21 protein-coding genes are annotated in these 25,238 nt (G+C 33.6%); 7 read left to right on the forward strand and 14 right to left on the reverse strand.

Annotated elements, in window-relative coordinates; all coding sequences use genetic code 11:
- Nucleotides 1-3: 3 nt before the first annotated feature.
- The 5 genes from tssO to HN014_RS20405 are packed head-to-tail and all read right to left on the reverse strand — an operon-like array spanning nt 4 to nt 5,021.
- The gene (gene tssO, locus HN014_RS20385) at nt 4-516 is read right to left on the reverse strand and encodes a type VI secretion system TssO (protein WP_176030677.1); all 513 of its coding nucleotides are present in this window, start codon (nt 514-516) and stop codon (nt 4-6) included.
- A 37-nt stretch (nt 517-553) separates the two neighbouring features.
- A complete protein-coding gene (locus HN014_RS20390) occupies nt 554-1,705 on the reverse strand; it encodes a hypothetical protein (protein ID WP_176030678.1) in 1,152 nt (383 codons plus the stop codon).
- 11 nt (nt 1,706-1,716) lie between these two features.
- A complete protein-coding gene (locus HN014_RS20395) occupies nt 1,717-2,715 on the reverse strand; it encodes a PKD domain-containing protein (protein ID WP_176030679.1) in 999 nt (332 codons plus the stop codon).
- A gap of 31 nt (nt 2,716-2,746) precedes the next feature.
- Nucleotides 2,747-4,582 (reverse strand): type VI secretion system baseplate subunit TssF, encoded by a 1,836-nt coding sequence (locus HN014_RS20400; protein ID WP_176030680.1) that lies wholly within the window; start codon nt 4,580-4,582, stop codon nt 2,747-2,749.
- A gap of 7 nt (nt 4,583-4,589) precedes the next feature.
- Nucleotides 4,590-5,021, reverse strand: coding sequence for a GPW/gp25 family protein (locus tag HN014_RS20405; RefSeq protein WP_176030681.1), 432 nt, complete (start codon nt 5,019-5,021; stop codon nt 4,590-4,592).
- A gap of 203 nt (nt 5,022-5,224) precedes the next feature.
- Between HN014_RS20405 and HN014_RS20410 the strand changes: the two genes are divergently transcribed.
- From HN014_RS20410 to HN014_RS20435, 6 genes are all read left to right on the forward strand, one after another.
- A complete protein-coding gene (locus HN014_RS20410) occupies nt 5,225-5,848 on the forward strand; it encodes a C40 family peptidase (RefSeq protein ID WP_176030682.1) in 624 nt (207 codons plus the stop codon).
- Nucleotides 5,849-5,868: 20 nt separating this feature from the next.
- On the forward strand, nt 5,869-6,792 hold the full coding sequence (locus HN014_RS20415) for a hypothetical protein (RefSeq protein ID WP_176030683.1): 924 nt from the start codon (nt 5,869-5,871) through the stop codon (nt 6,790-6,792).
- Entirely contained in the window at nt 6,789-7,658 is an 870-nt protein-coding gene (locus HN014_RS20420) for a TssN family type VI secretion system protein (protein WP_254884051.1), read from the forward strand. The genes HN014_RS20415 and HN014_RS20420 overlap by 4 nt, the downstream gene beginning before the upstream one ends.
- Nucleotides 7,659-7,919: 261 nt before the next feature.
- Nucleotides 7,920-8,309 carry a type VI secretion system tube protein TssD gene (gene tssD / locus HN014_RS20425; protein ID WP_176030684.1) on the forward strand — a complete coding sequence of 130 codons (390 nt, stop codon included), beginning with the start codon at nt 7,920-7,922 and terminating at the stop codon, nt 8,307-8,309.
- 126 nt (nt 8,310-8,435) lie between these two features.
- Nucleotides 8,436-10,631, forward strand: coding sequence for a PAS domain-containing sensor histidine kinase (locus tag HN014_RS20430; RefSeq protein ID WP_176030685.1), 2,196 nt, complete (start codon nt 8,436-8,438; stop codon nt 10,629-10,631).
- Nucleotides 10,628-10,999: a response regulator gene (locus tag HN014_RS20435; RefSeq protein WP_176030686.1), complete on the forward strand. Its 372-nt coding sequence runs from the start codon at nt 10,628-10,630 to the stop codon at nt 10,997-10,999. Before HN014_RS20430 ends, HN014_RS20435 begins: the two co-directional genes overlap by 4 nt.
- 80 nt (nt 11,000-11,079) lie before the next feature.
- On the opposite strand, the gene HN014_RS20440 is transcribed toward HN014_RS20435, so the two are convergent.
- The 6 genes from HN014_RS20440 to HN014_RS20465 form a co-directional block, all read right to left on the reverse strand.
- The gene (locus tag HN014_RS20440; protein ID WP_176030687.1) at nt 11,080-12,432 is read right to left on the reverse strand and encodes a DUF5458 family protein; all 1,353 of its coding nucleotides are present in this window, start codon (nt 12,430-12,432) and stop codon (nt 11,080-11,082) included.
- Between the two features lie 10 nt (nt 12,433-12,442).
- Nucleotides 12,443-12,889: a hypothetical protein gene (locus HN014_RS20445; RefSeq protein WP_176030688.1), complete on the reverse strand. Its 447-nt coding sequence runs from the start codon at nt 12,887-12,889 to the stop codon at nt 12,443-12,445.
- A gap of 60 nt (nt 12,890-12,949) precedes the next feature.
- On the reverse strand, nt 12,950-15,427 hold the full coding sequence (locus HN014_RS20450; RefSeq protein ID WP_176030689.1) for an ATP-dependent Clp protease ATP-binding subunit: 2,478 nt from the start codon (nt 15,425-15,427) through the stop codon (nt 12,950-12,952).
- 122 nt (nt 15,428-15,549) lie between these two features.
- Nucleotides 15,550-16,659, reverse strand: coding sequence for a DEAD/DEAH box helicase (locus HN014_RS20455; RefSeq protein ID WP_176030690.1), 1,110 nt, complete (start codon nt 16,657-16,659; stop codon nt 15,550-15,552).
- A 92-nt stretch (nt 16,660-16,751) separates the two neighbouring features.
- Nucleotides 16,752-17,111, reverse strand: coding sequence for a hypothetical protein (locus tag HN014_RS20460; protein WP_176030691.1), 360 nt, complete (start codon nt 17,109-17,111; stop codon nt 16,752-16,754).
- Between the two features lie 207 nt (nt 17,112-17,318).
- Nucleotides 17,319-18,212 carry a DUF72 domain-containing protein gene (locus HN014_RS20465; protein WP_176030692.1) on the reverse strand — a complete coding sequence of 298 codons (894 nt, stop codon included), beginning with the start codon at nt 18,210-18,212 and terminating at the stop codon, nt 17,319-17,321.
- Between the two features lie 253 nt (nt 18,213-18,465).
- Between HN014_RS20465 and HN014_RS20470 the strand changes: the two genes are divergently transcribed.
- A complete protein-coding gene (locus tag HN014_RS20470; protein ID WP_176030693.1) occupies nt 18,466-18,873 on the forward strand; it encodes a glyoxalase in 408 nt (135 codons plus the stop codon).
- A gap of 62 nt (nt 18,874-18,935) precedes the next feature.
- Here HN014_RS20470 and HN014_RS20475 read toward each other — a convergent pair whose 3' ends face one another.
- The 3 genes from HN014_RS20475 to gyrA all read right to left on the reverse strand — a co-directional run bounded on the left by HN014_RS20475 (nt 18,936) and on the right by gyrA (nt 24,948).
- Nucleotides 18,936-20,906 (reverse strand): fibronectin type III domain-containing protein, encoded by a 1,971-nt coding sequence (locus HN014_RS20475; protein ID WP_176030694.1) that lies wholly within the window; start codon nt 20,904-20,906, stop codon nt 18,936-18,938.
- Between the two features lie 207 nt (nt 20,907-21,113).
- Entirely contained in the window at nt 21,114-22,388 is a 1,275-nt protein-coding gene (locus HN014_RS20480; RefSeq protein WP_176030695.1) for a tetratricopeptide repeat protein, read from the reverse strand.
- 34 nt (nt 22,389-22,422) lie between these two features.
- Nucleotides 22,423-24,948, reverse strand: coding sequence for a DNA gyrase subunit A (gyrA, locus tag HN014_RS20485; protein WP_176030696.1), 2,526 nt, complete (start codon nt 24,946-24,948; stop codon nt 22,423-22,425).
- Nucleotides 24,949-25,238 lie beyond the last annotated feature (290 nt).

Consider the following 25,238-nt stretch of genomic DNA (forward strand, 5'->3'; position numbering starts at 1 on the left):
TAATTAATTTCTTGATAATCTATACGCATCAAGATTTCGATTTGCCTGATTAAGTTCATCTCTTAAACGATCTATTTCTTCTTTATACTCTTCTAGTGTCTTATCAATATCCTCATACTGCAGTAATTTTCCTTTCATTTGCTGGATATCCACATATGTCTGCACCATATTAGTATACATTTCATATCTATAAGTAGAGTCTTCTTTTGGTAATGACTTCTGAATATCAACAATCTTAGACGTAATCAGTGAATTAATATGTGGTAGATTCTGTCCAGGAACATCCAATGAATCAATTAGTGATCTCACATTATTTATTTCATTAGAAAATTCTCCTTGAAATTTCATTTCTTTCTCTATAGCAACCGCCCGTTCTCTCAACACTTTATTTTCTTTAAGAGGTACTCTATTAAAATCAAAGAATAAAGCTGCCACTATTAATCCTGTAGTACACAGAAACAAAATGATAAATTTCAAAACACTATTTCTTCTCTCCTTGCTATTTTTGGGTTTCATTATGGTTATTTATAGTTGATATGATGATTTCTTTTTCTTAATCTAACAAAAAGCTTCGTCTGCTTCTTACATCTTCTTTTGCGACTACCTCTTCTTTTACAAAAATATTAGAGTCAGATTTTTTGCCAATATAATCAAGTTCATTAAGCTTTTTAAACAATGTGAGCATTAATTTTGTAAATCCAGATACATGGTTTAGCGCCTTATTAACATCAGAATGCTGATATTCTATTTCTATCATCTCTATCAATACATTCTCCAGCGCTCCCTGATTTAAATCACACCAATCCGACAAATAATTAAGAAGCTCTTCTTTTCCTGTACCTACATATACGTCTAGACTATTTTTAATCACACGTGCTAATGCCATTAACTTAGTAATCATAATAATCGGAGGTAATTGACGATCATACAGTCTAAATTCTGGTAACATCCCTCCTAAATACCCAAAAACATTTTGCGTCAAAGCCAATACCATTTTTGCTAATTCATTGGTTTGCTTTTTTTGGTATATTTTCTGAACAATTCCAATAGAATATTTTTCCAACGCATTAAAGAACGTATGAATCTCCGAATAGATAAATTTCAAATCCTGATGGCTTTGTATAGACACACAAGGAGGAATAAAATCTTCTGCTAATTGAGGAACACCTTCTTTAAAAACTATTTTGGCTATTGTCACATGATATTTCCCAAATTCCTGTTGATTCGTCTCTTCACTACTTAATACATGAAGACTGTACTCTGGCAAAACATAAGGATGTCTTGGAGGTTCTTCTTCCGGATCTGCATCACCAATAGGAACTCTTTTATACGGATTAACCTGCAAAACAATATAACATTCTTCATCCGCTACATTAACCGTATACTCTGTTTTAATAACACTACCCTGGCTTTCTAAAGACGCTGTTATATCATTTGTGATATCAATTACAAACCCTCCAGCAGTAATAGCTCTACATTTATTTAATTGTATTTTTACCGTATCCTGTCCATCCATAGAAAATACGATATCTACAGCATCTTCATTTGTCAGTTCCGGTAATAACCCATAATTCATTGAGTTTACATCTTTAGATGCTACTACCTGTACAAACTGAGAAAAAGCATTTTCAGTCTCGATGAAATGAGTTTTATTAATTTTCATTCCATCAATCCAATTCACTCTGTGATGTTTTGTGTGCTTCATTTTTATCTTTATTAAAACAACCCTGTTTTTGAATATCTGATGACCAGATTTTTAATACAATTATTTTCTGCCCTAACGATTTCCAATTCTTTAATTTTTATTCCTTTTCCCTTTATACGTTGACAAAATTCAATAAAGGTCGTTTTCTTCCTATTAACAACTATTGACAAGTTTAGGTTACCACATAAATATTCATTAAAGTTTTTTGCTGTTTGTTTTTCATCTGCAACTAACAGTAACTTTTCTTTTAATTTATTCAACCCTATAAAAGGAGCTTTTGTCTCCTTTGGCTTATCACTAATCGGAGCGACTCCTATTGTTGGAGCATATGGTATTGTTGATTTAGGTGAATTTCTCGGAACCCTTCTCACGGGCTTGTTATCAACCAAAGAAGGTTTTGGCAATACATTTATTTTCTTTTTAGTTCCATATCTCACATCTCCATTAACGATAAGCGTGATTGTTTTTAACCCCGGAGTCTTATAGACATATTTAGGGTTTTTATCTGTTGAATTAACATCTGCAGTCTCTCCAAATCGCCATTCCCAAGTTCGGGCATTTTTGGTTTCATCTTTAATCCTTAATTCTTTTCCTACTTCTATTGAAACTGGCACTTTGAAACGAGCTAACTTAGTCGAATCCAATACGAATGCCTTTTCTTTAATCGTCAAGGTTTGAGTTATCCCTTCACAATTTCCATTAATTCGCAATCTTACTGTATATTGTCCTGGGTGCTCATATGTATGAAACGGCGCTATTCTGGTGTCAATTTTTGTACTATCACCAAAATCCCATTCTCTTTCATTAACTATTCCTTTAGTCTTGTCCTTAAACCTAATAATCTCTCCTACTCTCAAAGAGCTCGAATCAAAACTAAAATCAACAATATCACAGGGAGTATGATTCGCTAATCTATATCCGAATACAGATGCTGAAATAATAATTACTCCTATAAAAAAAAGAATAATACTTCTGTCAATATGATAATTCGTGTTACTTGTTGTTTTCAAAATTTATATTTAAAAAATTAGATAGTTCATATTAGTTCAATACAGTAATTTTATACGGGAATACATTTAAAGATTGTTGTTCTAGTATTGACAAGATATTACTCTTTAAAGAACTCCATTCCTCATCTAATGTCATTACTTCTTTATTAGGCTGTATTATAATTTCCATACAAGGTACAAGTCCTTTGTGAATTTCTATAGATGTTTTAAACCCCTTTACAACTTTTACCTCTTCTATTCGTTCCCCGCAAAACTCATAACACAATGCCTTGACGTCTTCTTTGGTTACAATACGGTTTCTGGATAACAGTGCTCTTCTATACGCCTGTAACCTTTCTTCCATACTCAGATCATTCTTCCCCTGAAAAGTTGTTGTTAAAAATACACTTTTATTTTGCTTGAGATCACTTCCCTGATAAATATGTAATGAATTTCCTTGTTTTATCTGGTTGGCTTCTTCTCCATTTGTCACCCAATACTCAATAAGCAGCGTGTCTTTCTTTTGTTTTGGTTTCACCGAAAGATATGTAGTATCCATCAAAGAAGTATTCATATCCATAATCTTCTTTTCCAGTAGCGAAATGTTCTGGTTTAACTCGTCAATATTAGATTGGAGAAAATCATTTCCAAAAAAAGAAAACGAAGCACTCTCACTCTTTAACAATTCTATTAGGTGTGCCAGATATTCTTTTGCTTTTCTCGAATCTAGTTTTCCTACATTGTCTCTTCGGATTACATAGGTCCCTTTATGATCTTCGGAGGTATCACTTTCTCTCAGTTTATAATCTATACCCGAGGTATTAGCAATCTGTTTTACATCCAGAAATAAATCCTGAGTACTAATTGGTACAATATCTATATAATCTTTTAGCTGATATGAAATATGCTCCCATTTTCGATTCAGCGCCGGAAAAGCATTTAAAGAACAAAATGCATTTTCTAAAATATTATCATCTATTATCCTGGGAAATACAATTTTAATCCAGTTTAGTTTTTGTAGTTCTTCATGTGCTTCAAAATCGACTATCTCAGATAAGTCATCAGGAATACTCCCTTTATTACTAAGCAATACATCTGATTTAAAGGATACGAAATGTTTTTCATACAACGTTTTAATCTGTCCTTCTATATTTCTGGTCTTATTAGGTTTATACTCAAAAATAGAATTCAAATGATCTCTTGCGGAAATTTCACTATTACTGTAGCCTGCTATTGTTTTTATTTCCTGGTTATCAAAAAAGAATTCTGCATTCTTAAGATGGTGATAGAAGAGCTCTTTCTCATAAACATCTAACAATTCATTATAGAGGGAAACATCTTTAAGATTAAGCTTATTATAAGAAGTTTCTATACCGATATATAAAACCGAAAAAGGTAGTTTCTTTTTACTTTTGAAAGACAGGTCAAAATCTGATTTTTTCTTTCCTTCTAGTACATATCCTTTGTCTCCACAGATCATATGAGTAATCGAAGCATCTACCATCCTAAACTTCTGCACAGAAGAAAAATATATATTTTTCAATTCCTGCCCTGCATTTTTGACCCTAATTTTCTTTTTATAATACTGTAAATGCTCTGGTGTCAGATCCAGTACTTTTTCCACCGGTTCTGAATATACAATACCATGAGCAGGCTTAGCTCCATAGATTGTTTCGGGGGTCATCAACTGGATTAATCGTTCTGTAACCCGAACCTGAGAACTATCTATTTCATTTGATATTTTTTCTATTTCCGAAGCACAGGCTCCTATCAATAATGATACTAAAGGATCAAAAGAGCTTTCTATTTCATTAGCAGAAACTCCCCATAGAGAAGCTGCCTTCTTGATCATTCTGTTTTTAATTTCTATTTCACTTTCTGCCCCCATAAGTATTTTAAAATGATAGTGGTGCTATATAAAATTTTTCTAGACAAGAAAAAGGTTCGTTGGTTTGTTTCAGAATCCCATTTACTACAATATCTACCCGTTTTTTAATTCTGTTAACACTATCGTGACGATTCAGCTCTTCTTGTTGTATATCTACTTCTACTTTTATGTTTTTGAGTCTTTTCTCATGGCTGGTAATGCTTTCCACCAGAGAATCTGCAATTACATTTTTAAGCTTATTTGTACTTGCCAGGTTATCAAAATCAATATTCCATATCGAACAACCAAAAGACTCATCAAAACTACACTCTCCATAATATGAAGTGGTTACCAAGTGAATAAAGTTAACAATTGATTGTTTTAATTCTATTTTGTCAACTTCTTCATTTTTAATAATGCCACTGGTATCTAAAGGTATTTTATAATAAGATGTGATCATAGAAGTCGATGGTTGGTTTATATTGCTGTAAAAAGGAATTCGCAATTTAATAAAGATTTTATTTAGATACATCAACAGACCCTGCAAACTTCCTTAAAATTATCTTAATATTTTAGGTTATGAAAAATTAATATTTTATATAGATTTGAAGACTCTAAATATCTTTGAACTTTTTTTATATTTGTGTAAATTAAAAATCGAGAATGAAATTACTTTTAAAAACCTTATTATTAATCAGTATTTTTATAGGAATTGCTAGTTGTGGAGGTGCAAAAAAAGCATTGGCTGAAGCAAGAGAAAAAGCAAGAAGAGATTCCATTGCTTTAGCTCAAAAAAATGCGATCCTTCCTATCCAAAACAAATACGGAACTATCCTGAATGTAGCTCCAAAAAAAATTGATAATATCCCCTTATTTAAGTTTATTGATGATTGGATGGATACTCCTTACAGAATGGGAGGAGAAACCAAACAAGGGATTGATTGTTCTTTCTTTTCTCAATATTTATATCACGATATTTTTGATGTCCTCATAGAACGTACTGCTCAGAAGCAATACGATGCGCCAGATACAAATAAGTTTCTTGGGCAAGAGTACTTAGTCGAAGGAGACCTTATATTTTTCAACAAACAAGGCTCTGAGCATTATCCTATTACCCATGTTGGAGTCTATCTAAAAAACGGAAAATTTGTACATTCTACGGCACGAAGAGGAGCTTCTGGAAAAAACGGAGTTCAAATTAGTGATCTAACCAAGGCTCACTGGCAAAAAATGTTTGTCTCTGCCGGAAGAAAGCCCAGAACCGCTAAGACCTCTGATAGCCAGTAATATCATTAGAGGGGGATGTAATGAAAGAACAAAATATAGAATACATATATCAAGAATTACTAACTGTCTATCAAAACCTGAAAGCTGAAGTTATTGTTGCTGAAATCCTAAGTAACTCTTCTATGAACTTTTCAGACATTGATATTAGTAATGAAAGTGTATTTTCCCGGTCATATCGAAGAGACATTATAGACACGAAGTTTGATGTTTTTTCCGGTAAAAGTGATAAGATAAAACTTAGTCTGGCCAGAAATGGAATTTATGATAGCCTTCCTGAAGGCGTGTTTCATCGTCCTATAGATTCCAAAGACAAGACATCTTATAACGAGATTCGAAAAAGGTATAAAAAACAAGAGAAAGACGCCAGAAACTTTTTTGCTCCGTTGGAAAATGAGTTTTTCACACAACAGGTAAAAATCGAACAAAATGAGCGATTACTCATCAACAAATTTACCAACCTCAAGAATGATTTCTTATTAAAATTCTGGAAACTAAACGATGACATTCCTAAAGAATACAGTATTAAATTACTACAACTCCTCCCTTATGTACATCAGATTTCAGGAAATTTAGAATTGACAGCCTTGAGTCTCGAAAAGATTATCAACGAGAAAGTCGAGATCCAGCGTAAAGACAAAAAAATATCAGACCATATAAAAGAATCCTTTAGATCGACACGATTAGGAGTAGACATGACACTAAGTTTAGAAGAAACAGCTATCTACTACCCTTCAGTTACTATAACCATAGGTCCTGTAAAAAGGAGTAAAATGAAGAATTACACAAAGAATGGTGTTACTAAGAAATTTATTAGTACCTTTTGTGACTATTTCCTTCCAATGGAAATGGACTCCGAATTAACCATTCTTTCTTCAGAAGAAGAAAATACTTTTACAATAAATAAAGAAGACAGCCCTAGAATAGGTCTTACCACAACAATATGAATTTAATGATACTTTCAGCAATTGGATTTGGTTTTTTAAAAATAGGAGTACTACTGATGGCAATCAGTGGGCTACTTATGGGATTAGTAGGAAAACTAAGAAAATTACTTTTAAAGAATAAAAAGAAATTTTTCCTATACGTGATTGTCACTTTGCTTGTTTTTGGCGCTACGGGGCTTTTAGCAAACCAAAATGTACTCAATAATATTCCAATCAATAACTTTATTGCTTTTCAGGTTATATTTTTGTTGTTAGGGATTCTTCATGTTATTGCATTAAGGCATTTTTTTCCTGATTTATCAGAAAAGAAAACCTTTTTCTGGCACGAGTTTCTATATACAGTTGTAATCTGTCTTCTTGGTCTGACTACCTTTATGTTTGTTGTAGAGCAATACAAACCGGATTACATATACCTCTTTATGGCTTCTGCTATTTTCTTTATTATTCCATTTATGATTGTAAAGACCTATGAGTATTCCATATCCGTCCCTGTAAAATATTATAAGAAGTGGCACTACCCTATCGGAAAAAACATAAAAGACCCTTCTGATGATGAGTTAAAAAACCCATTAGTTATTTCTTTTGAATTTAATAAAGATGAAACCGAGGATGAGGTAAGTAATTTTAGACTTAAAGCTCCTGAAAAAATGGAATTCGGAAAACTATTTTACTTCTTTATTAATGATTATAACCACAGACATCCAGAAAAGAAAATTAAGTTTTTAGACAAAAAAAACGAACCTTACGGATGGATATTCTACACCAATCCAAAATGGTATAAATCACAAAGGCATATCGATTTTAACAGAACTATTGAAGGTAACGGTATTGCAGAAGACGATATTATCATCTGCAAAAGAGCTTGATTTTTATCTTGATAAAAAACAAAAAAAGCAGTTTTTGACAAGTTGTCAAAAACTGCTTTTTTTGTCCTTAATCTAACTCCTTTCTTTTATTAACAAGATTACAATAGCTTTTTTCTTACAAATAAAACAATATTACTGTTTTTAACTTTTCTATAACAAATTAGATTTTTCCTAGGCTCTTATTTTCACTAATTTAGACCTGTGCAAGTCACATTTTTATATTTATTATTACGTTTTATTAACATTTAAATTTTATTAATTATGTCTTTTAAAGCCATTTTAAAAATTGGAAACGACGAGTTTAATGTATTATCATCTAGCTATGGATTATTCCAGGAAACTGATGCAACTGGTAGACCTTCTACTATTACAAGAGGAGGAAAAGTAACTGTTGCTGTTGAGTCTACAGGGAGTGATGTACTTTCTAACTTAGCGTTTAACAACTTCCAGACAACTAACGCAGAATTAATCTCTATTAAAAGAGATACGGACGCTACGTTAAAGAAACTGGAAATCAAAAATGCGTATATCGTTAAGTATACCGAAAAATTTGATTCTACTGGGAAAATCCCAATGTATGAAGAAATTGTTTTCTCTGCACAAGAAATTGTTATGGGAACTGCTTCTCATGCTAATGAGTGGGCTATCTAATAACACTCAAATACTTAAAAGAAAAGAGGAACGTTGTTCCTCTTTTTTTTATGCAAAAAAGTTCAACTTATCTATTATTGTATGTAGAAATCATTTTGTAACTTTAGAAAGACCAATCTAAACTCCATGATTTTTATCGAAAAACAGCATAAAGAACTTCTCAACTCCTCGCTTCTTTTTCTTTTTACACTTACCAAAAAAGGGGCTATTGTTGATTATAATACTATTTGTAATTCGTTATCATCTACCCCGATCAAAAAAGACAACACTGCACTTGCCGACCTACTTATAGACGATGATATCATCCCCTTCAATGAGGTGATGAAACTCCTGACTGAAACTAAAAAACCAGTAGAAAGAACCCTTCGTTTCCCATCAAACGAAGGACTTATCCACTTAAAATTCTCCTTCTTGTTTCATGAAGATTACATATATGCTACAGGAATAAACATTACCAAAGAAAGTGATAACTTATTCAAGAAAGGTGCCATCAAAAATTTTAAAACAGGAGCTTGGAATTATGATCTAAAAAAACAAAAACTAACATGGTCTCCCGAATGTTATGCCATTTTTGACCTCCCAAAAACCACAACAATAACACTCGATCAAAGCATTTCATATTATCCCGTAAAAGTTCAAAACACAATAAAAGAGCACCTTACTGACTTGGTTAACAATAAAACGTGTTACACTTTTACAGAACAAATAACAACAAAAAAAGGGAACATTAAGTGGGTTCGGGTACTTGCTGAGCCTATCTCTCACAAAGGAATCGTTATTAGTATCAATGGCAGTATCACGGATATTAGTGAGCGCAAAACCTATATAGAAAAATTAAAATACAACGAAGAGACAAAACGACTAGCCTTAAAAGGGATCCGATCCGGAGTTTTTGATCTTATTATTGACAAAGAGGCTGTGTTTTATGGCGACGATTTCAAAAAAATGCTTGGTCTCTCATTAGAACAAGATTTTATTCCTTTAAAAACTTATAGAGAAATGATCCACCCGGATGACTATGATGGATACATAAAACGCTACCATAAGAATATAGAACAAGACGGATATTACTATGACAATGCATATCGCCTCAAACATGCGTCCGGTGAATATCGGCATTATGAAATTCACGGATATCGAAAAAAAGATAAAAACGGAAAAACGGTAAGAATGATCGGGAATCTTATCGATGTACATCAGAAAAAATTAAACAAAAAAATCATTCGAGAAAACCAAAACAGACTCAAGGCTATTGTTAATAATGGTTTTATCTATACAGTTTTATTAAACCCTGAAGGAGAAATACTGCTCGCTGATGACAATTCTCTGGAAATTATAAAAAAAGGCTTTAATATTAATCCTATTAAAGAAAAATGTCGTTTTATCGATATCACCCCTCTAAACTTTAAAAATACATTCGCTTATGAATTTAATAATGCCTTAAAGGGAAAAAACATCAAGAAAGAAATCGAACGCATTACGTACAAAGGATCTATTCAATGGCTGGAAATTAAATACACTCCTATTTATGAAAACAAAAAAACTATAAACTCTGTTCTGATAAGCTTCTTAGATATTACAGAAAGAAAGCTGGCAGAATTAGCCACCAAAGAAGCCCATATCAAAGAACAGGAATTAAGCAGCTTAAAATCTAATATCCTTTCTAATTTTAGTCATGAAATCAGAACTCCTCTTAACGGAATTATGACTATCAGCAAACTTTTACTAGAAGAAACAGATCCCGAAGAGCAAGAAAAATTACTGGAATACATGGAAACCAGTAAAAAACGACTCCTAAAAACATTAAACAATCTATCAGATTTTAGTGAAGCCGCCGCAATTAAAAAGAATCTCACATATACTAATGTTGATGTGAATTATGCTGTAGAATCTTCTTTTAGAGAATACAGACATATGGCACGAGCAAAAAAATTAGGATATGATATAAAAATCAGTGAAGAATCTCCTGTGAGTTTTATAGACGAAAGTCTTTTTAGGAGTGCATTGAATAACATTATACACAATGCGATAAAATATACCAGTGAAGGCAGAATAGATATCTCTATTTATACTAAATCTTTAAAAGATTTTATTTATATTGCTATAAAAGATACCGGTATTGGAATTAACAAAAAGAATCAAAAAAAGATATTTGATCCTTTTGTCCAGGAGAGCATTGGATTCAGCAGAAAGTACGAAGGCACTGGTATCGGATTAAGCCTTTCCAAACGATACATAGAAATACTTGGAGGAAAAATAAAAGTGAAAAGTCAATTAGGCGAAGGAACTGAATTCGTTATTTTAATCCCCATTAAAAAATGAACATACTATACGTAGAAGACAATAAAATCAATGCTATAGTTATGCATAAAATGCTATCCAAAAACGCAGCAAAAGTAGTAATAGCTGAAAATGGACCCGATGCATTAGAAATGGTATCTCAAGAAAATTTTGATTTAATTTTAGTAGATATAAATCTAGGAGCTAACCAGATGGATGGCTGCGAATTATTAGAAAAAATCAAATGTCTGGAAATAACCAAAGGGATTCCAGTATTTGCTGTTACAGCTTACGCCATGCCTGAAGACATTAAAAAATTCAAACAGATAGGTTTTGATAAATACTTCCCGAAACCCGTTAATTTTGACAAACTGCTCTCTACCATCTCTAAGTTAAAAGCTGTCTCTTAATAAGAAAAGAGCAACTATCACTGAAGTAACAATTGCTCTTTGTATTTTTATTCACTATTAAAAGTGAATCATATAATTAATTACTGCTGCTCATAATCAGAGTCCCACTCTGTACCTTCATCTCCTTTTTGACCATCCATCTTTATCATAAAGTTTTTAGCCGGGAAATATGGTTTCATATGAATATCCAGAAATACCCTATCCTTTTGTTGCGGATCTTGCTCAAAACGCTTTACTTTAAAATCCTCAATCAATTTATCAGGACCAGAAATACTATCTAAAAATTTCACAATCTGTCCCATTAATTCTTTTCTGGTTCTAGCATTAAAGTTCTCAAACGCTCTTCTGTTAAGAAAATCCATCAGCACCTTAGTAACATAATCAAACACCCTAACTACAGAATATGTTTGTAGCCCAAGGTTATCTCCATTAAATAGTGTCTTAGCAGAAAAAGCCATTACTTTCCCATACTCATTCACCATAGGAACCAATCCTTGCTTCTCTAATTGTGCTATTTCACTCTTTTTAAGATCAAAACGCACTCCATCTACTTCATTAATACCTCCGTGTTTCTTTCCTGCAGTCACCTGAGACATTAAGGTTTGATATATCTTACCTGCCAATGCACTAGATGGCGGTACAAAAAGATCTTCATCTTCTCCTACCTCATCGTGCTTTCCTCTTCCTACTAACCAGTTACACGCCATAATAACATTAGAACGGTATTTATCTCCTCCTGTAAGATTTGCCGCTTCGAACAACTCCATCACATCATCTGGTTCATCCAAATGTTCGAAATCCGTTATCAACATTACTTTATTATCATGCGCTATTTTTGCCCATTTTTCTACCACCTTGTTAGAACCTAAGTACCCTGGAATCACCAATAACCCATAGTTATCTCTCAGATCTAATCGATCATATCCCTGTACTAATTCTTCCTGAATAGCATCGATAAAGCGGGTATTATCAAGATCTTTGACCTGCTCTAACTCAGCATTAACAATATTGATATTTTTGATCTTGCTCTCGTCTGTATTTTTATAGAACAGAGCAACAGATCGATATGACTGTTCTAGTTCTCTTGTTTGCTCTAAAGCAGCACCAAGGTTTCTCTCTAGTGATTTTCCAGCAATTTCTGATTTCTTTTCAGACTCTTCAACCATTGCAGGAATATCTCCTTCTATCGATAAAATATCATTCCACAACTCCAGTGTTTTCTGAAGTTTTTCTCTTTCTAATTTCTTAGAAGACTCCGTAAGGAATATTTTCTTTCTTGCTTTTCTTTCTGGATTCAGGTTTTGCACATTATCGATACAAGCCTCTAATAAATCAAATCCTCCATACTTAGCCAGCTTTTCTTCGTTTATCTTTAACTCCTTTGCCGGGTTCTCTATATTTATATTTTGTTGCGCTTGTTTTGCTTCTGCCATGATTTCTTTTTTAACCTTGTTGTAATTCTGCTATTAACGATTGAATTGAACGAATAAGTGCTTGCTTCGCATCAGGGTCTGCCAAAGCGCTTTTTAATATCTTATTCGATTTTAATTGCTTCACAATCTTTAGATATTGATCCTTTTCCGTATCAAGGTCATTGATAAACTTACTCTGATTCGTTATTCCTTTTTTACCGAAATCACCCAGGTTATTAAATCGAAGGGTTTCTTTGGTTTCTACCCCATCTGCATCTTCGAATTCAACTTCTACTTCTGGCTTATAGTGTTCAAAAACTGATTCCACATTTGTTAGTCCACTTACAACCTTTGGTTTAATCGGTTGATCTTGTGTCAATTTTTGTACTAACAAAGTTTTGTTTTGTCCAATTTCCTGTATTGCCTCTGCTGCATCTGTTTTTACTTCAGTGCCTCCTAATCCATACGTATTACTCATAGTACTCTTAATAAATGATTGTGAATGTTAAATATACTAATTTTATTACTGGAAACTAATTTAATCATATTTCCACGTTAACTTTTCTTGTTCTACATCTAAATGAACTTTTGCTCCCTTCCCTATTTTTCCGGTAATCAGCATTCTGGAAAGAGGGGCTCTTAATTCTGTTCTTATTATTCCACGCAATGGTCTTGCTCCATACTTAGGGGTAAACCCTTTAAGCGCTAAGTATTCTTGTGCTTTCTCTGTCAGCTCCAATGTTATTTCCTGTTTCCCCAATGCTTTGTGTAAATCTTTTAACTGAATATTAAATATCTTCACTACATTCTCTTTGGTTATCGGTGCAAAAGGAATAATTTCTGTCAACCTCCCCAAAAACTCTGGTCTGAAATGCCTGGACATAATTTCTAATAAGTCTGATGATTTTGGAATCACCTCATCTTCAAAAGATTTTACAACATGATCACTTCCTATATTTGAGGTAAATAAAATCACTGCATTCGAGAAATCTCCTGTTTTCCCTAATCTGTCATTTAATTTTCCTTCATCTAATATCTGCAAAAAAATATCAAATACCGAGGGATGTGCTTTTTCTATTTCATCAAACAGCACAATAGAATATGGTTTCTGTCTAATTTTATTGACTAACATTCCTCCTTCTTCATATCCTACATATCCCGGAGGCGCTCCATATAACAAGGCTGCAGAATGCTCTTCTTTAAATTCAGACATATCAAAACGAATAATCGCTTCTTCTGTTTGAAATAAAAATTCTGCCAGTGATTTAGCTAATTCTGTCTTTCCTGTCCCTGTAGGTCCTGTAAAGAAGAAAGAACCAATCGGTAATCCCGGCTTACTTAATCCTGATCTAGATTCTAAAATAGAGTCTGTAATTATCTTTACTGCATGGTCTTGCCCTATTACTCGTTTTTTTAACAGCTCTTCCATCTGCAACAAACGCTCTTTCTCATCTGCTTGTAATTTACCTACCGGAATACCTGTTTTATTAGCAATCGTCGCCGAAACATCATTTTTGTTAATCTCCCTTTTCTCTGCCGCTGCACTTACTTCAAATTTGTTTAGAACAGTCAAAATATGAGATTTGTTTTCTGCAAAACTTTCTCCTTTTAGCAAGGTGTCTTCCTCTATCAGTTCACTGAACAACAAATAACTAAATTTATTTTTTAAATCATCAAACAGCCACTTGCTTTCTTCTACCTTTTTCAGCTCATCTCCTTCACTAGCTTCAATCGCTTCCAGACTTTCTTTTACCAATGCTATTTGAGCGACAGTAGTCCCCAGCATATACCTGGTAGCTGACATTGTCCTATCTATCAAATCTATAGCTGAATCAGGTAGGCTTCTATCTTTACTGAATCGCTTAGCCAATCGTATTGCTTCTTCTATGGTATGATCAGAAACTTCCAGGTCGTGATGAGCTCTATATTTTTCAATTGTATTCGAAATCATTTTTAGTGCTTCTTTTTCTCCTGGTTCTTCTAAATCTACATTTTCAAATCGTCTGGACAGTCCTTCATCTACTTCTATATGTTTTCTAAAAGCATCATTTGTTACAGTTGCAATAAACGTAACTTCTCCTTTTGCTAATTCAGATTTAAGAATATTAACCAATCCTTGGTTCCCATTATTTTTATCTGTCAGATTATTGAGCTCATCGATCAGTAGAATTGGTTTATCAAACTGCTTAATAGCTGTCAGTATTTTTTTGAAACGATCTTCTACTTCACTCTTATAACTGGCTCCAGAAACCATATTAATAAAATCAAGCTCATAGATCTGAGCATGTTTCAAAATTTCAGGTACAGTTCCATTTACCACTTCATTAGCAAAACCGTCTAGCAAGACTGTTTTTCCTACTCCTGATTCTCCGGTAATTAATACATTAGGTTTTGATCTTCTTCCTAATATTTCTGTAATCATTTTTATTTCAGCATCTCTTCCAAAGACATCTTCCAATCCATTGTTTTGAGCTTCTAATGTTTTATCAACACAAAACTGCTCTAAAACACTTACATCTATATTTTTTCCATCTTTGGTCTGATGTGTTGTAACCGTTTTTGTTCCTTGTACACTCTTTCCACTTTGTCCAGCAGCAATAAGTAGATCTTCTGATTTTAAGGGAAGAGTCTTTAGTTGTTCATAAGAAAATCCAACCCCAGGAGTACAAATAGAAATCAAAAGTCCCAGAGGTGTAATAGTATCTTCTCCTAATTTTAGCTTTATGGTATCTGCTTCTAATAAAACCGAATCTACTGATTTATCACCGTATAATTCATCAGGAATAGAAGTCACCCTTGGGAGTGCTTCAATTCTAACTTCAGCCCATTCTTCTATATAATAGATATCCCCATCTATCTGCTTAAAAAAATCCCGTAAGCCTACATCTTTATGAAGTAATGCTTTTAAAATATGCGCTGCATTATACGTATCATTGTAATATTCTTTTGCCAAAGATTGCGCAATATGGAAAGCAGCATCCGCCTTTTTATCTTTTAGATAATCTAATAATTGCATGAAGTTGATTATTGGTATAATAAACAACTAAATAACAAAAAAAATGTTAGAGCTCAGTATCGTCAAATGATAAAATTTTATTAATAAAATTTTATCATTTCATCTTAAACTAATCACAAAAACTATCGAACCTGACTAAAATGTATTCCCAATTCTTTTTCCAGATTCCGCAAATATTTTACTTCCTGCCTGTTAATTAGCACCAAAGAAAGCCCTTTATTTCCTGCTCTTCCTGTTCTGCCACTACGATGAGTATAGTATTCTGTTTGATCGGGAAGTTGGTAGTGCACGACAAAAGCTAAATTAGCAACATCAATTCCCCTGGCTGCCACATCAGTTGACACCAACAATTGCAAGGATTCATTTTTAAACCCTCTCATTACTTTATCTCTGTCCTTTTGTGTCATCTCTCCCTCTAACAACCCTACTTCATAATTTTTAGCTTTGAGTTGTTTGGAAAGTGTTCGTGCAGCAACTTTAGTTCTGGTAAAAATAATTCCACGCTCTTGTTTCTGGGACTTCAAGAAGTAAGTCAACGTATCTAATTTATTCACTTCTTCTCCAACCACAAAATGATGCTCTATATCTTTATTTACAGCATCTTCTTTGTCTATTGTTATTCTTGTAGCATCTTTTCGTACATAAGTATTGATAATATCATTTAGCGAAGCGGGAATGGTTGCTGAAAACAACCAAATATTTCGTTTTCCTTTCGTTTTGGACAATATAGCAGTTAACTCTTTTTTAAACCCCATACTCAACATTTCATCCGCTTCATCCATTACAATGGTTTTGACTTTTGAAATATCAACTACATCACGATCAATCAAATCGATCAATCGTCCTGGAGTAGCTACTATGATATGTGTAGGGCGTAGTACTCTGGAAATTTGTCTTTCTATTTTTTCTCCTCCATAGACAGATTCTACAAAAATTTTATCAGTATACTTTGTAAATTTAAACAGCTGTTTTGCTATTTGTTGTCCAAGCTCTCTTGTAGGAGATAATATCAAGGCCTGAACTTCTTTTTTTTGAGGGTTTATTTTGGATAGTAAAGGAACGCCAAAAGCAGCAGTTTTTCCTGTTCCTGTTTGTGCTTTCCCTATAAAATCAATCGAATCGTGTATTAAAAGAGGAATCGATTTTTCCTGGATTTTTGTGGGAGTAACAATCCCCATTTCTTTTAATCCTTTATTTATATTTTTAGGAACTCCTAAATCAGAAAATTTCATGGTATGCCTTGTTTAGGCGACAAAAATAACTGAAATAATTATTGGATTATAATTCTATCGGAATAAAAAACAATTTCAACAATAATCTGGTATTAACAACTAATATTAATAAAATAGTGAAACAATTGCTTTTTGGTTGTTAATCCTCTTTTATGGTTATGCGATTTAGTCATACAGAAACCTGCTGAGCAATTTACATCCGAATTTTCATCAGAAGACAAAATATCAATCATTGATAATGCATTCGTTTTCAAAGAGTCAATTACTATCACATTAACAATTTCAGAACTATGAGCGCATACTTTTTTTGCATTACATGTGTCATTTTTCACTTCATGCAATTCGTGTACATGATGAATATGCTCGTCATTTTCTAGAGATGTTTGGGCAATTAGAGTAGTGTAAGAAAAAACTAACAATGCGAACGGTAGGATATATAAAACTTTTTTCATGGCGGCTGGAATTAAGTTGATTACAATAATTTTGATACACTACAAAGTAACTGCATAAAAACAAATACTTTCGTTATCTGTCGTCGAAATGCACAAAACCATCGTTAAAATACACTTTTGTACGATTAAATGCAATTTTATCCCTTAAAAAACAGGCTTACACCATAAAAAAAACTTATTTTAACTACTGTAAAACCGTAAAACAAATTAAAATAAGCTTAACTCATTAGGGTTTTCTCCAGGTAGTTTCAGGCTTGTTCCTAAAGAAGCATTCATTTTCTCTATAAAATACTTAGATAATAAAGGTGATTCTTCTTCTATGTTTTGATGTACAAAAAAATGAATATTGCGAAGTCCTTCATTTTTCCATTTTATCAGACGTTCTACCCAAGCATCCAATCTGCTATAATCAGATTCGTGATTAGCTCCTACATAACGAATAAATGCCTCATTAGTAGTTAATCGCATATGTAATAAATCTCTTCTCCCCGCTGTATCCGTCAATACGTTAGTAATGTTATTTTCTGACAACAAAGAAGCTAATTCTGTTGCTATACTATTTTCATTGTACCAATCTGTATGCCTAAACTCTATTGCCAATCTTATTTCTTTTGGCCATCTTTCTACAAAACGTATAACTCTATCAAAGTCTTTCGGTGCAAAGTTGCTATGCATCTGTAAAAAAATCGTACCTAGCTTTTCTTTCAGATGAATAACATTAGCCAAATAGCTATCTACATAAGGATGCACCTCTTCATTCAATCTTTTTAGATGCGATACATTCTGTACCAGTTTTGGAAAAAACTTAAAACCTTCAGGTGTTTTATGATACCATTTCTTAAACTGGTCCTCCGGAAAAATCCGATAGAATGTTGCATTTAATTCGATGCAATTAAATTGATTAGCATAATACACCAATTCATCTTTAGTCCCTCGTGGATAAAACCCTTTTAAATCTTGTTTATTCCACTTTGCACATCCTACATAAAGTGACAATGGAGCTGTCGTTTTTGTGGAGTTTAATACCGATGCTGTGTCTGTATGATCCAGAGGCAATGAAAAATCTATTAACTCCGGACGCTCAACTTTTCCGAATTTCATCTGTTTTTACAATTATTTTTTTTATGAAGAGAACTCTAATACTCATTGCTATTTCTTTCTTTTTTCCCTCCCGGTTATTTTATTTCTTATATAGAACCCAGACGATAAAAATATTGTTTTATTTTATCAAATTGTAATCAAATGTTTATTAATTATTCTCTCTTTTTAAATGTTTATAAAAAGTGCAAAACTCAACAAATCAACTTGTAACACTTCCCAAACATTTAAGTATTTTTAAGAAACACTCTTTATTATGGAAAACAGAGAAAAAGATTTACTAAAAATTCGTCCGTTAATTCTGAACTCTCATATCTCTAAAAATATGACTAGTGATGAATTATTCCAAAACAAGACCGTAAGACCTATTATCAAACTTCAAAACGATTTATTTATAGCGGTTTTTAAAAACTATATAAAAAAGAGAAAAAATACTTTCTACGATTTATCTCCAGAAAACAAGATAAGATATATTGAGAATGCTATTCAAAAAGACACCAAATTCAGAAACAGCCTCAAAGGCATGGTGATTGGTTTATTTACTGCAGAGGAGTATGCAACTTACATCAAGAATTCTTCAGCTTTAAACAAGCGAATGATGAACCTGGTAAAAGAACGCCTCCAAAGTAATATGCAATTGTTTGAGCTAAAAAAAGCACAATAAACAAAAGCGGAGCTATTTGCTAGCTCCGCTTTCTTTTTTTTAAATATATTGAAGATGACGATTTACTGTTTTACAAAACGTATAATCGTTGCCTCTTCTCCATTTCTAACTTTAAGAATATACATTCCTTTCTTTAATGACTGTACAGGTACTTCTGATGACAATACTCCTGAAAGTTTTACTCTTCCTTTCATGTCCATTATCTGATATGGCATATTGCTTTTTTCATGTAATTGAAGACGTAGCGTATTGTTTTTAACAGGGTTTTCCTGTAATTGAATCCCTGATATGGCAGGAACAGTTCTATTTCTATCACAGAATCCTATAAAATTCCATCTAGAATTTTTGCGTTCATACAATCGTCCGCTAAAGACTACTCGATCTCCTTCTTCATAGGTAGCTCTAAAGTCCCAAGGAGCAACTCCATCGCAAATACCTCCTCCGGTATCTGTAGTAGTGGCTTCTACAGCTGCGCTAAATTGAGATTGATTCCCGGCAGCATCCCTAGCTCTTATCTTAAAACTATAAGTAGTATTAGCTGTTAAATTTGTTATTTCTACAGAAGTTCCTGCTACTGAAGTAACCTGAAGGTTATCCTGAAATATTTCATATGCCGTTACTCCTACATTATCTGTAGACGCATTCCATGATAGCGTTAATGATGTATTAGATACATTAGAGGCTCTTAATTGAGAAGGTGTCGTCGGAGCTTCTGTATCTTCCCCTCCTCCTCCAGAAGGATCATATCCATTAACTGTTTTGGTTTGGCATCCTGGTGCTAACCATTCGCATATATTAGGATAACTAACCGATAAACGACCGTACCAATCTCCTCTATCATTTCCACAAGCTGCATATCCTCCATGCAGTTGTCCAATAATTCTTTGGTTATGATCAAACAATGGCGATCCGGAAGACCCTGGCTCTGTAGTTCCATCATTCCAGTCACTAACCTCCCAATGTGTAGTTCCAGCACCTCCTAAATAAGCAGAAACTGTAGCTGCTTCATAATCAAAAGATATTTTTTTGATATCTCCACTTGGATGGTGAATTCCCGTGGTATTAGAGGGAGCAGCTCCGGTAGCATCCCATCCAGAATAATACACATTATAGCTAGAAGGTGGTGCCGCTGAAAGTTTTAGTAAAGCATAATCAGAGTTTGACCCTTTGTTCATTAATTGAGACCCAGAAATAGATTGACTAGTTGATCCATCAACATTTGTACATCCTGGAGATTCATAGTTAAATACAAAAACCCAATTTGTAACATCTGAACCTGTACAGTGGTTCGCTGTTAAAAAATAAGGTGTTCCATCATTAGCTGCATTATTAATTAAGGCTCCTGTACATATTCTGGCTCCATTAGCCAACATGATCATTGCTACTGATCTAATCTGGTCTCTCCATGGATCACCTTCTGCACACGCCACATTATTATTACATGATCCTGAATCTCCAAATGCCTTGGCTAAACCATATACATTTTTATAATCATGTGCTACTGTTTCTATTGCCAGTTGTGGCATCCCTTTTACAGATGAAGGCTGAAAGTATTCGACAACAACCCTATCTCCCTGAACAGGAGCCGTTCCTAGTCTACCAGAAACTTTATTATTAAACTCCGTAAAAGCTCCTTTTACATCTGTTTTTTGTGGGTTATATATGAATAATTGAGCCCCTTTTTCTAAATGAAACTTAGAAAATGTAAGGTTTAGAGAATGTGCTCCCTTAGAAGTTATTTCCAAAACCCAATACTTATCACCATTAGATTTTGTATACCATTTTCCTGAATTAGCAGGCGTAAAATTTACATCATGTGCATAGGCAAAGCGCATAGGTAATCCTTCTTCTTTTTCCTTTTGATCTTCCTTTAACAGTTTAGAAACATTTACAGATGGTAATATTTCTAAAGGGACTGACGAAGATTTCCCGAAGGATTCATCGGAGAAAGCTGGTTTTCCTCCTTGGCTGATCTGAGCGTGCCCTACTACACATCCAATAAGGATGCATATAGCGGTAACTATATTTTTCATGTTTTAAGAGTTATTTATTAGGTGAATAAATGATTTATTAGTAGTTCGAACTATCATTAAATTTAAACAGAAGTTTAACGCGACCCAATTGTTTTTAACTTTTTTAACATTAAATCTATTTTTATTTAGATTTATTTAATAATATAAGTATACGAATAAAAAAAGCCGGATTAATTCCGGCTTTTTTTATTCGTATGTTGCTATGAATTAGTTTCCTCCTTCTAATGCTTTAAGTTTGGTTTTTAACTCATCAGCCTTTGGATCATCCAATTGATAGAAAATATTCATTAATGTACGTAATGCCTCTACATTATCAGGATTTGCCTTTAGCGCTCCCTCTAGGTAAGGAACAGCTTCTCTATACACATCCTCTCTTTGTTTCTTAAGCACTTCATATCTCTTATAATCTTTACTAGAAGTACCTAACCCGTTCATTTCATCAACAATTTTCTTCTCTTTCCCTAGAATTACAGCTGCAACATTAACTTGCGCTGCTTCGTATCCTGGTTTTAAGTCAATTGCTTTTTTATAGTACTCAACAGCCTTATCATTATCTCCTAATCTAGAAGCGCTTACCCCTAGGTTATAGAATAAGTCTGGGTTTTCAGGGTCATTTTTAACGATTTCTTCCATGATCGACTTATACTTCGCTACATCTCCTAACTTGTAGTACATGTCAGCTTCTGCCTGCATCAAAGAAGCATCATTAGGGTTTTCTTTCTTCGCATTTGCCATTGCCTGCATTGCTTCTTCATTCTTCCCCTGACTTACATAAATCAAAACGATATTTTTTGCAATTTCTCCTCTTTTTGAATCAGTTTTTTTCGTCTTAGGATTAATAAAGTCTCCTGTTTTTACAGAAATATCTCGCATATTCTTAGCAGGAAATGCTTCTTCTTTTCCTGTTTTCTTATTTGTAGCTACATATTGTGTCTGAATTCCTGTAAAATTAAGGTCTATTAATTTGTTATAATACGTTAATGCTGTATCATATTCTTTTGCATTCACAGCATTAGAAGCAGCATAATATAGGTATAATGTATCTGCCGGATTAGTTTTAAACCCTAAATACAATTTTTTTGCAGCAGCCGAATGATCTTTTGCATTTTGATCTTTAATCGCATTTTCGATTAAGGCTTGACGCAATTTAACCAATGCTTCATTAGCTACAGGAGTATACTTACTACTTCCTGATGCTTTCTCAATTTCCATTGCTTTGTTATATGCATTTGCTGCACTTTCAATTTTTTCCAAAGCCCCATTAGCTGTTGCCGAAGCAACTTGCCCCTTTAACAAATAGTATTGCGCTTTGTACTTATCAGCTGCAGCTTCTATCAATCCTTCTGCAGATTTTAAAGCTTGACTAGCAGCTTCTAAATTACCCGATTTAATAGCTTTGGTCGCTTCTTTCAATTCTTGCTTTTGCGCAAACCCTACTGCTCCAATCGCTAAAAAATACGCTACAATAAGTTTATTTTTCATTTTCTTTCTTTTTATGGGATTTAGTTTTAGTAAATTACTCAGTTGCACTATCAATATTCGTGCCATTTTCTTTGTTTTCAATATTTTCTTCCTGCTCTTCGTTTTCATCATCTACATCTTCCTCATCATGCATCACTTTTGCTACCGCTGCAATCGCATCTTTTCCTTTGAGGTTGATCAAACGCACTCCTTGAGTGGCACGCCCCATCACTCTTAATCCTTCTACCTCTAAACGAATAGCAATTCCTGATTTATTAATAATCATTAAATCATCATCATCTGTTACATTTTTTATCGATACCAAGTTACCTGTTTTATCAGTTACAGAAATGGTCTTCACTCCCTTTCCTCCTCGGTTTGTAATTCTATAATCTTCTAACTTAGAACGTTTTCCATATCCATTTTCCGACACTACTAGTATATTACTATCCATATCGTTTACAGCGACCATTCCAATTACTTCATCATTTTCATCTGCTAAGCGAATTCCTCTTACTCCAGATGCTCCACGTCCCATTGGTCTTGTTTTCTCTTCTTCGAATCGGATCGCTTTTCCAGAGCGAACTGCCAACATCACCTGACTCATTCCATTAGTCAGCTTTGCTTCCAGCAATTCATCCCCTTCTTTTATGGTAATTGCATTAATTCCATTGGTTCTTGGCCTAGAATACTGTTCTAAAGAAGTTTTCTTTACTTGTCCTTTTTTTGTAGCCATGATCACAAAATGAGAATTTATATACTCTTCATCTTTTAGATCTTTCGTACAAATAAATGCCTTTACCTTATCATCAGAATCAATATTAATAAGGTTCTGAATTGCTCTACCTTTAGAAGTTTTACTTCCTTCAGGTATTTCGAATACCCGCATCCAGAAACATTTTCCTTTCTGTGTAAAGAACAACATATATTGATGATTTGTTCCTACAAAAAGGTGCTCTAAGAAATCTTCATTTCTAGTCGTACTTCCTTTCTGCCCTACTCCTCCTCTATTTTGTCGTTTGTATTCATTAAGAGAAGTTCTTTTGATATATCCAGCATGAGAAATTGTGATTACCACTTTTTCATCCGGAATCATATCTTCTATACTAAGATCTCCACCGGCATATTCTATCTGTGATCTACGTCCATCTCCATACTTTTCTTTTACTTCAATCAGTTCTTCTTTAATGATATCCATTCTACGACTTTCTGTCGCTAAGATATCTTTAAGATCTTCGATTGTTTTCATCAATTCTTCAAACTCCGCTCTCAATTTATCTTGCTCCAGTCCTGTTAGCTGACGCAATCGCATTTCTACAATTGCCCTTGCCTGAATTTCTGTTAGACCAAATCGCTCGATAAGCTTTGCACGTGCTTCATCTGCATTGGATGATGACCTGATTAACGCTATTACTTCATCTATATTATCCGAAGCAATGATTAATCCTTCTAAAATATGAGCCCGTTCTTCTGCTTTTCTCAACTCATATTTTGTTCTCCTTATTACTACTTCATGTCTGTGATCAACAAAATGATGAATCATCTCTTTGACATTCAATAGTTTTGGACGCCCATTAACCAGGGCTATATTATTAACACTAAAAGATGATTGTAGCGCTGTATATTTATATAATAAATTAAGGACAATATTAGGAATTGCATCTTTCTTTAATATATACACAATTCGCATTCCTTTTCTATCCGATTCATCGCGAATCGACGAAATACCATCAATTTTTTTATCATTAACCAGATCAGCAGTTTTTTTAATCATTTCTGCCTTGTTTACCTGATATGGTATTTCTGTAACGATAATACATTCTCTTCCATTCACCTCTTCAAAACTGGCTTTCCCGCGAATTACAACACGACCTTTTCCTGTTTTGAAGGCTTCTCTTACACCGTCATATCCATATATAATACCTCCTGTAGGAAAATCAGGAGCTTTTATATGCTGTATCAATTCATCAATCTCAATATCATTATTATTGATATACTCTATGGTACCATCAACAACTTCTGATAAATTATGAGGAGGCATATTAGTAGCCATTCCTACCGCAATCCCTGAAGCACCATTAATAAGCAAACCAGGAACTCTGGTCGGTAATACTGTAGGTTCTTGTAAGGTATCATCAAAATTAAATGCATGATCAACAGTATCTTTTTCAATATCTGCCAGCATATCTTCTGATATCTTACGCATCCTCGCCTCCGTATATCGCATTGCAGCCGGACTATCTCCATCTACAGATCCAAAGTTTCCTTGTCCATCAACCAACATATATCGAAGACTCCATTCCTGAGCCATCCTTACCATTGTATCATAAACCGATGAATCTCCATGCGGGTGATATTTCCCCAATACCTCTCCTACAATTCTTGCGGATTTCTTATGAGCACTATTTGCCCTAACTCCTAACTCATACATACCATACAGTACACGTCTATGTACAGGTTTAAGACCATCTCTTACATCTGGCAGTGCTCTTGACACAATTACAGACATCGAATAATCGATGTACGCAGACTTCATCTGGTCTTCTATATTGATAGGTATTAGCTTTTCTCCTTCAGCCATAAATAATTATTTTATTCTAAATTGACTTATTCAACGCGCTAATTTAAGTAAATTAAGACGGTTTTAACAGCCAATACGTACTGTAATATAGGTAATTTATTAACAACTATCGTATACCACATGGTTAATAAGTCTACAAATATAGATTTTGATTATTAAAGTTTTTTTTGTCTATTTACCCGTAAAGCTTGTATTCAACAGCTTTATCGAATAAAACCTATTTTCTGACACCTTATAATTATCTCCATGCTGTCATCATGACAAAATCGTGATAATTAGCCAGAAACATT

This window comes from Aquimarina sp. TRL1, assembly GCF_013365535.1.
In the GTDB taxonomy this organism is placed as follows: Bacteria; Bacteroidota; Bacteroidia; order Flavobacteriales; family Flavobacteriaceae; genus Aquimarina; species Aquimarina hainanensis.

Excerpts from the sequence above, each read along its gene's own strand:
- tssO (WP_176030677.1), bottom strand. The coding sequence starts at position 516 with ATGAAACCCAAAAATAGCAAGGAGAGAAGAAATAGTGTTTTGAAATTT.
- HN014_RS20390 (WP_176030678.1), bottom strand. The coding sequence starts at position 1,705 with ATGAAGCACACAAAACATCACAGAGTGAATTGGATTGATGGAATGAAA.
- HN014_RS20400 (WP_176030680.1), bottom strand. The coding sequence starts at position 4,582 with ATGGGGGCAGAAAGTGAAATAGAAATTAAAAACAGAATGATCAAGAAG.
- HN014_RS20405 (WP_176030681.1), bottom strand. The coding sequence starts at position 5,021 with ATGATCACATCTTATTATAAAATACCTTTAGATACCAGTGGCATTATT.
- HN014_RS20410 (WP_176030682.1), top strand. The coding sequence starts at position 5,225 with ATGAAATTACTTTTAAAAACCTTATTATTAATCAGTATTTTTATAGGA.
- HN014_RS20415 (WP_176030683.1), top strand. The coding sequence starts at position 5,869 with ATGAAAGAACAAAATATAGAATACATATATCAAGAATTACTAACTGTC.
- HN014_RS20420 (WP_254884051.1), top strand. The coding sequence starts at position 6,789 with ATGAATTTAATGATACTTTCAGCAATTGGATTTGGTTTTTTAAAAATA.
- tssD (WP_176030684.1), top strand. The coding sequence starts at position 7,920 with ATGTCTTTTAAAGCCATTTTAAAAATTGGAAACGACGAGTTTAATGTA.
- HN014_RS20430 (WP_176030685.1), top strand. The coding sequence starts at position 8,436 with ATGATTTTTATCGAAAAACAGCATAAAGAACTTCTCAACTCCTCGCTT.
- HN014_RS20435 (WP_176030686.1), top strand. The coding sequence starts at position 10,628 with ATGAACATACTATACGTAGAAGACAATAAAATCAATGCTATAGTTATG.
- HN014_RS20440 (WP_176030687.1), bottom strand. The coding sequence starts at position 12,432 with ATGGCAGAAGCAAAACAAGCGCAACAAAATATAAATATAGAGAACCCG.
- HN014_RS20445 (WP_176030688.1), bottom strand. The coding sequence starts at position 12,889 with ATGAGTAATACGTATGGATTAGGAGGCACTGAAGTAAAAACAGATGCA.
- HN014_RS20450 (WP_176030689.1), bottom strand. The coding sequence starts at position 15,427 with ATGCAATTATTAGATTATCTAAAAGATAAAAAGGCGGATGCTGCTTTC.
- HN014_RS20455 (WP_176030690.1), bottom strand. The coding sequence starts at position 16,659 with ATGAAATTTTCTGATTTAGGAGTTCCTAAAAATATAAATAAAGGATTA.
- HN014_RS20460 (WP_176030691.1), bottom strand. The coding sequence starts at position 17,111 with ATGAAAAAAGTTTTATATATCCTACCGTTCGCATTGTTAGTTTTTTCT.
- HN014_RS20465 (WP_176030692.1), bottom strand. The coding sequence starts at position 18,212 with ATGAAATTCGGAAAAGTTGAGCGTCCGGAGTTAATAGATTTTTCATTG.
- HN014_RS20470 (WP_176030693.1), top strand. The coding sequence starts at position 18,466 with ATGGAAAACAGAGAAAAAGATTTACTAAAAATTCGTCCGTTAATTCTG.
- HN014_RS20475 (WP_176030694.1), bottom strand. The coding sequence starts at position 20,906 with ATGAAAAATATAGTTACCGCTATATGCATCCTTATTGGATGTGTAGTA.
- HN014_RS20480 (WP_176030695.1), bottom strand. The coding sequence starts at position 22,388 with ATGAAAAATAAACTTATTGTAGCGTATTTTTTAGCGATTGGAGCAGTA.
- gyrA (WP_176030696.1), bottom strand. The coding sequence starts at position 24,948 with ATGGCTGAAGGAGAAAAGCTAATACCTATCAATATAGAAGACCAGATG.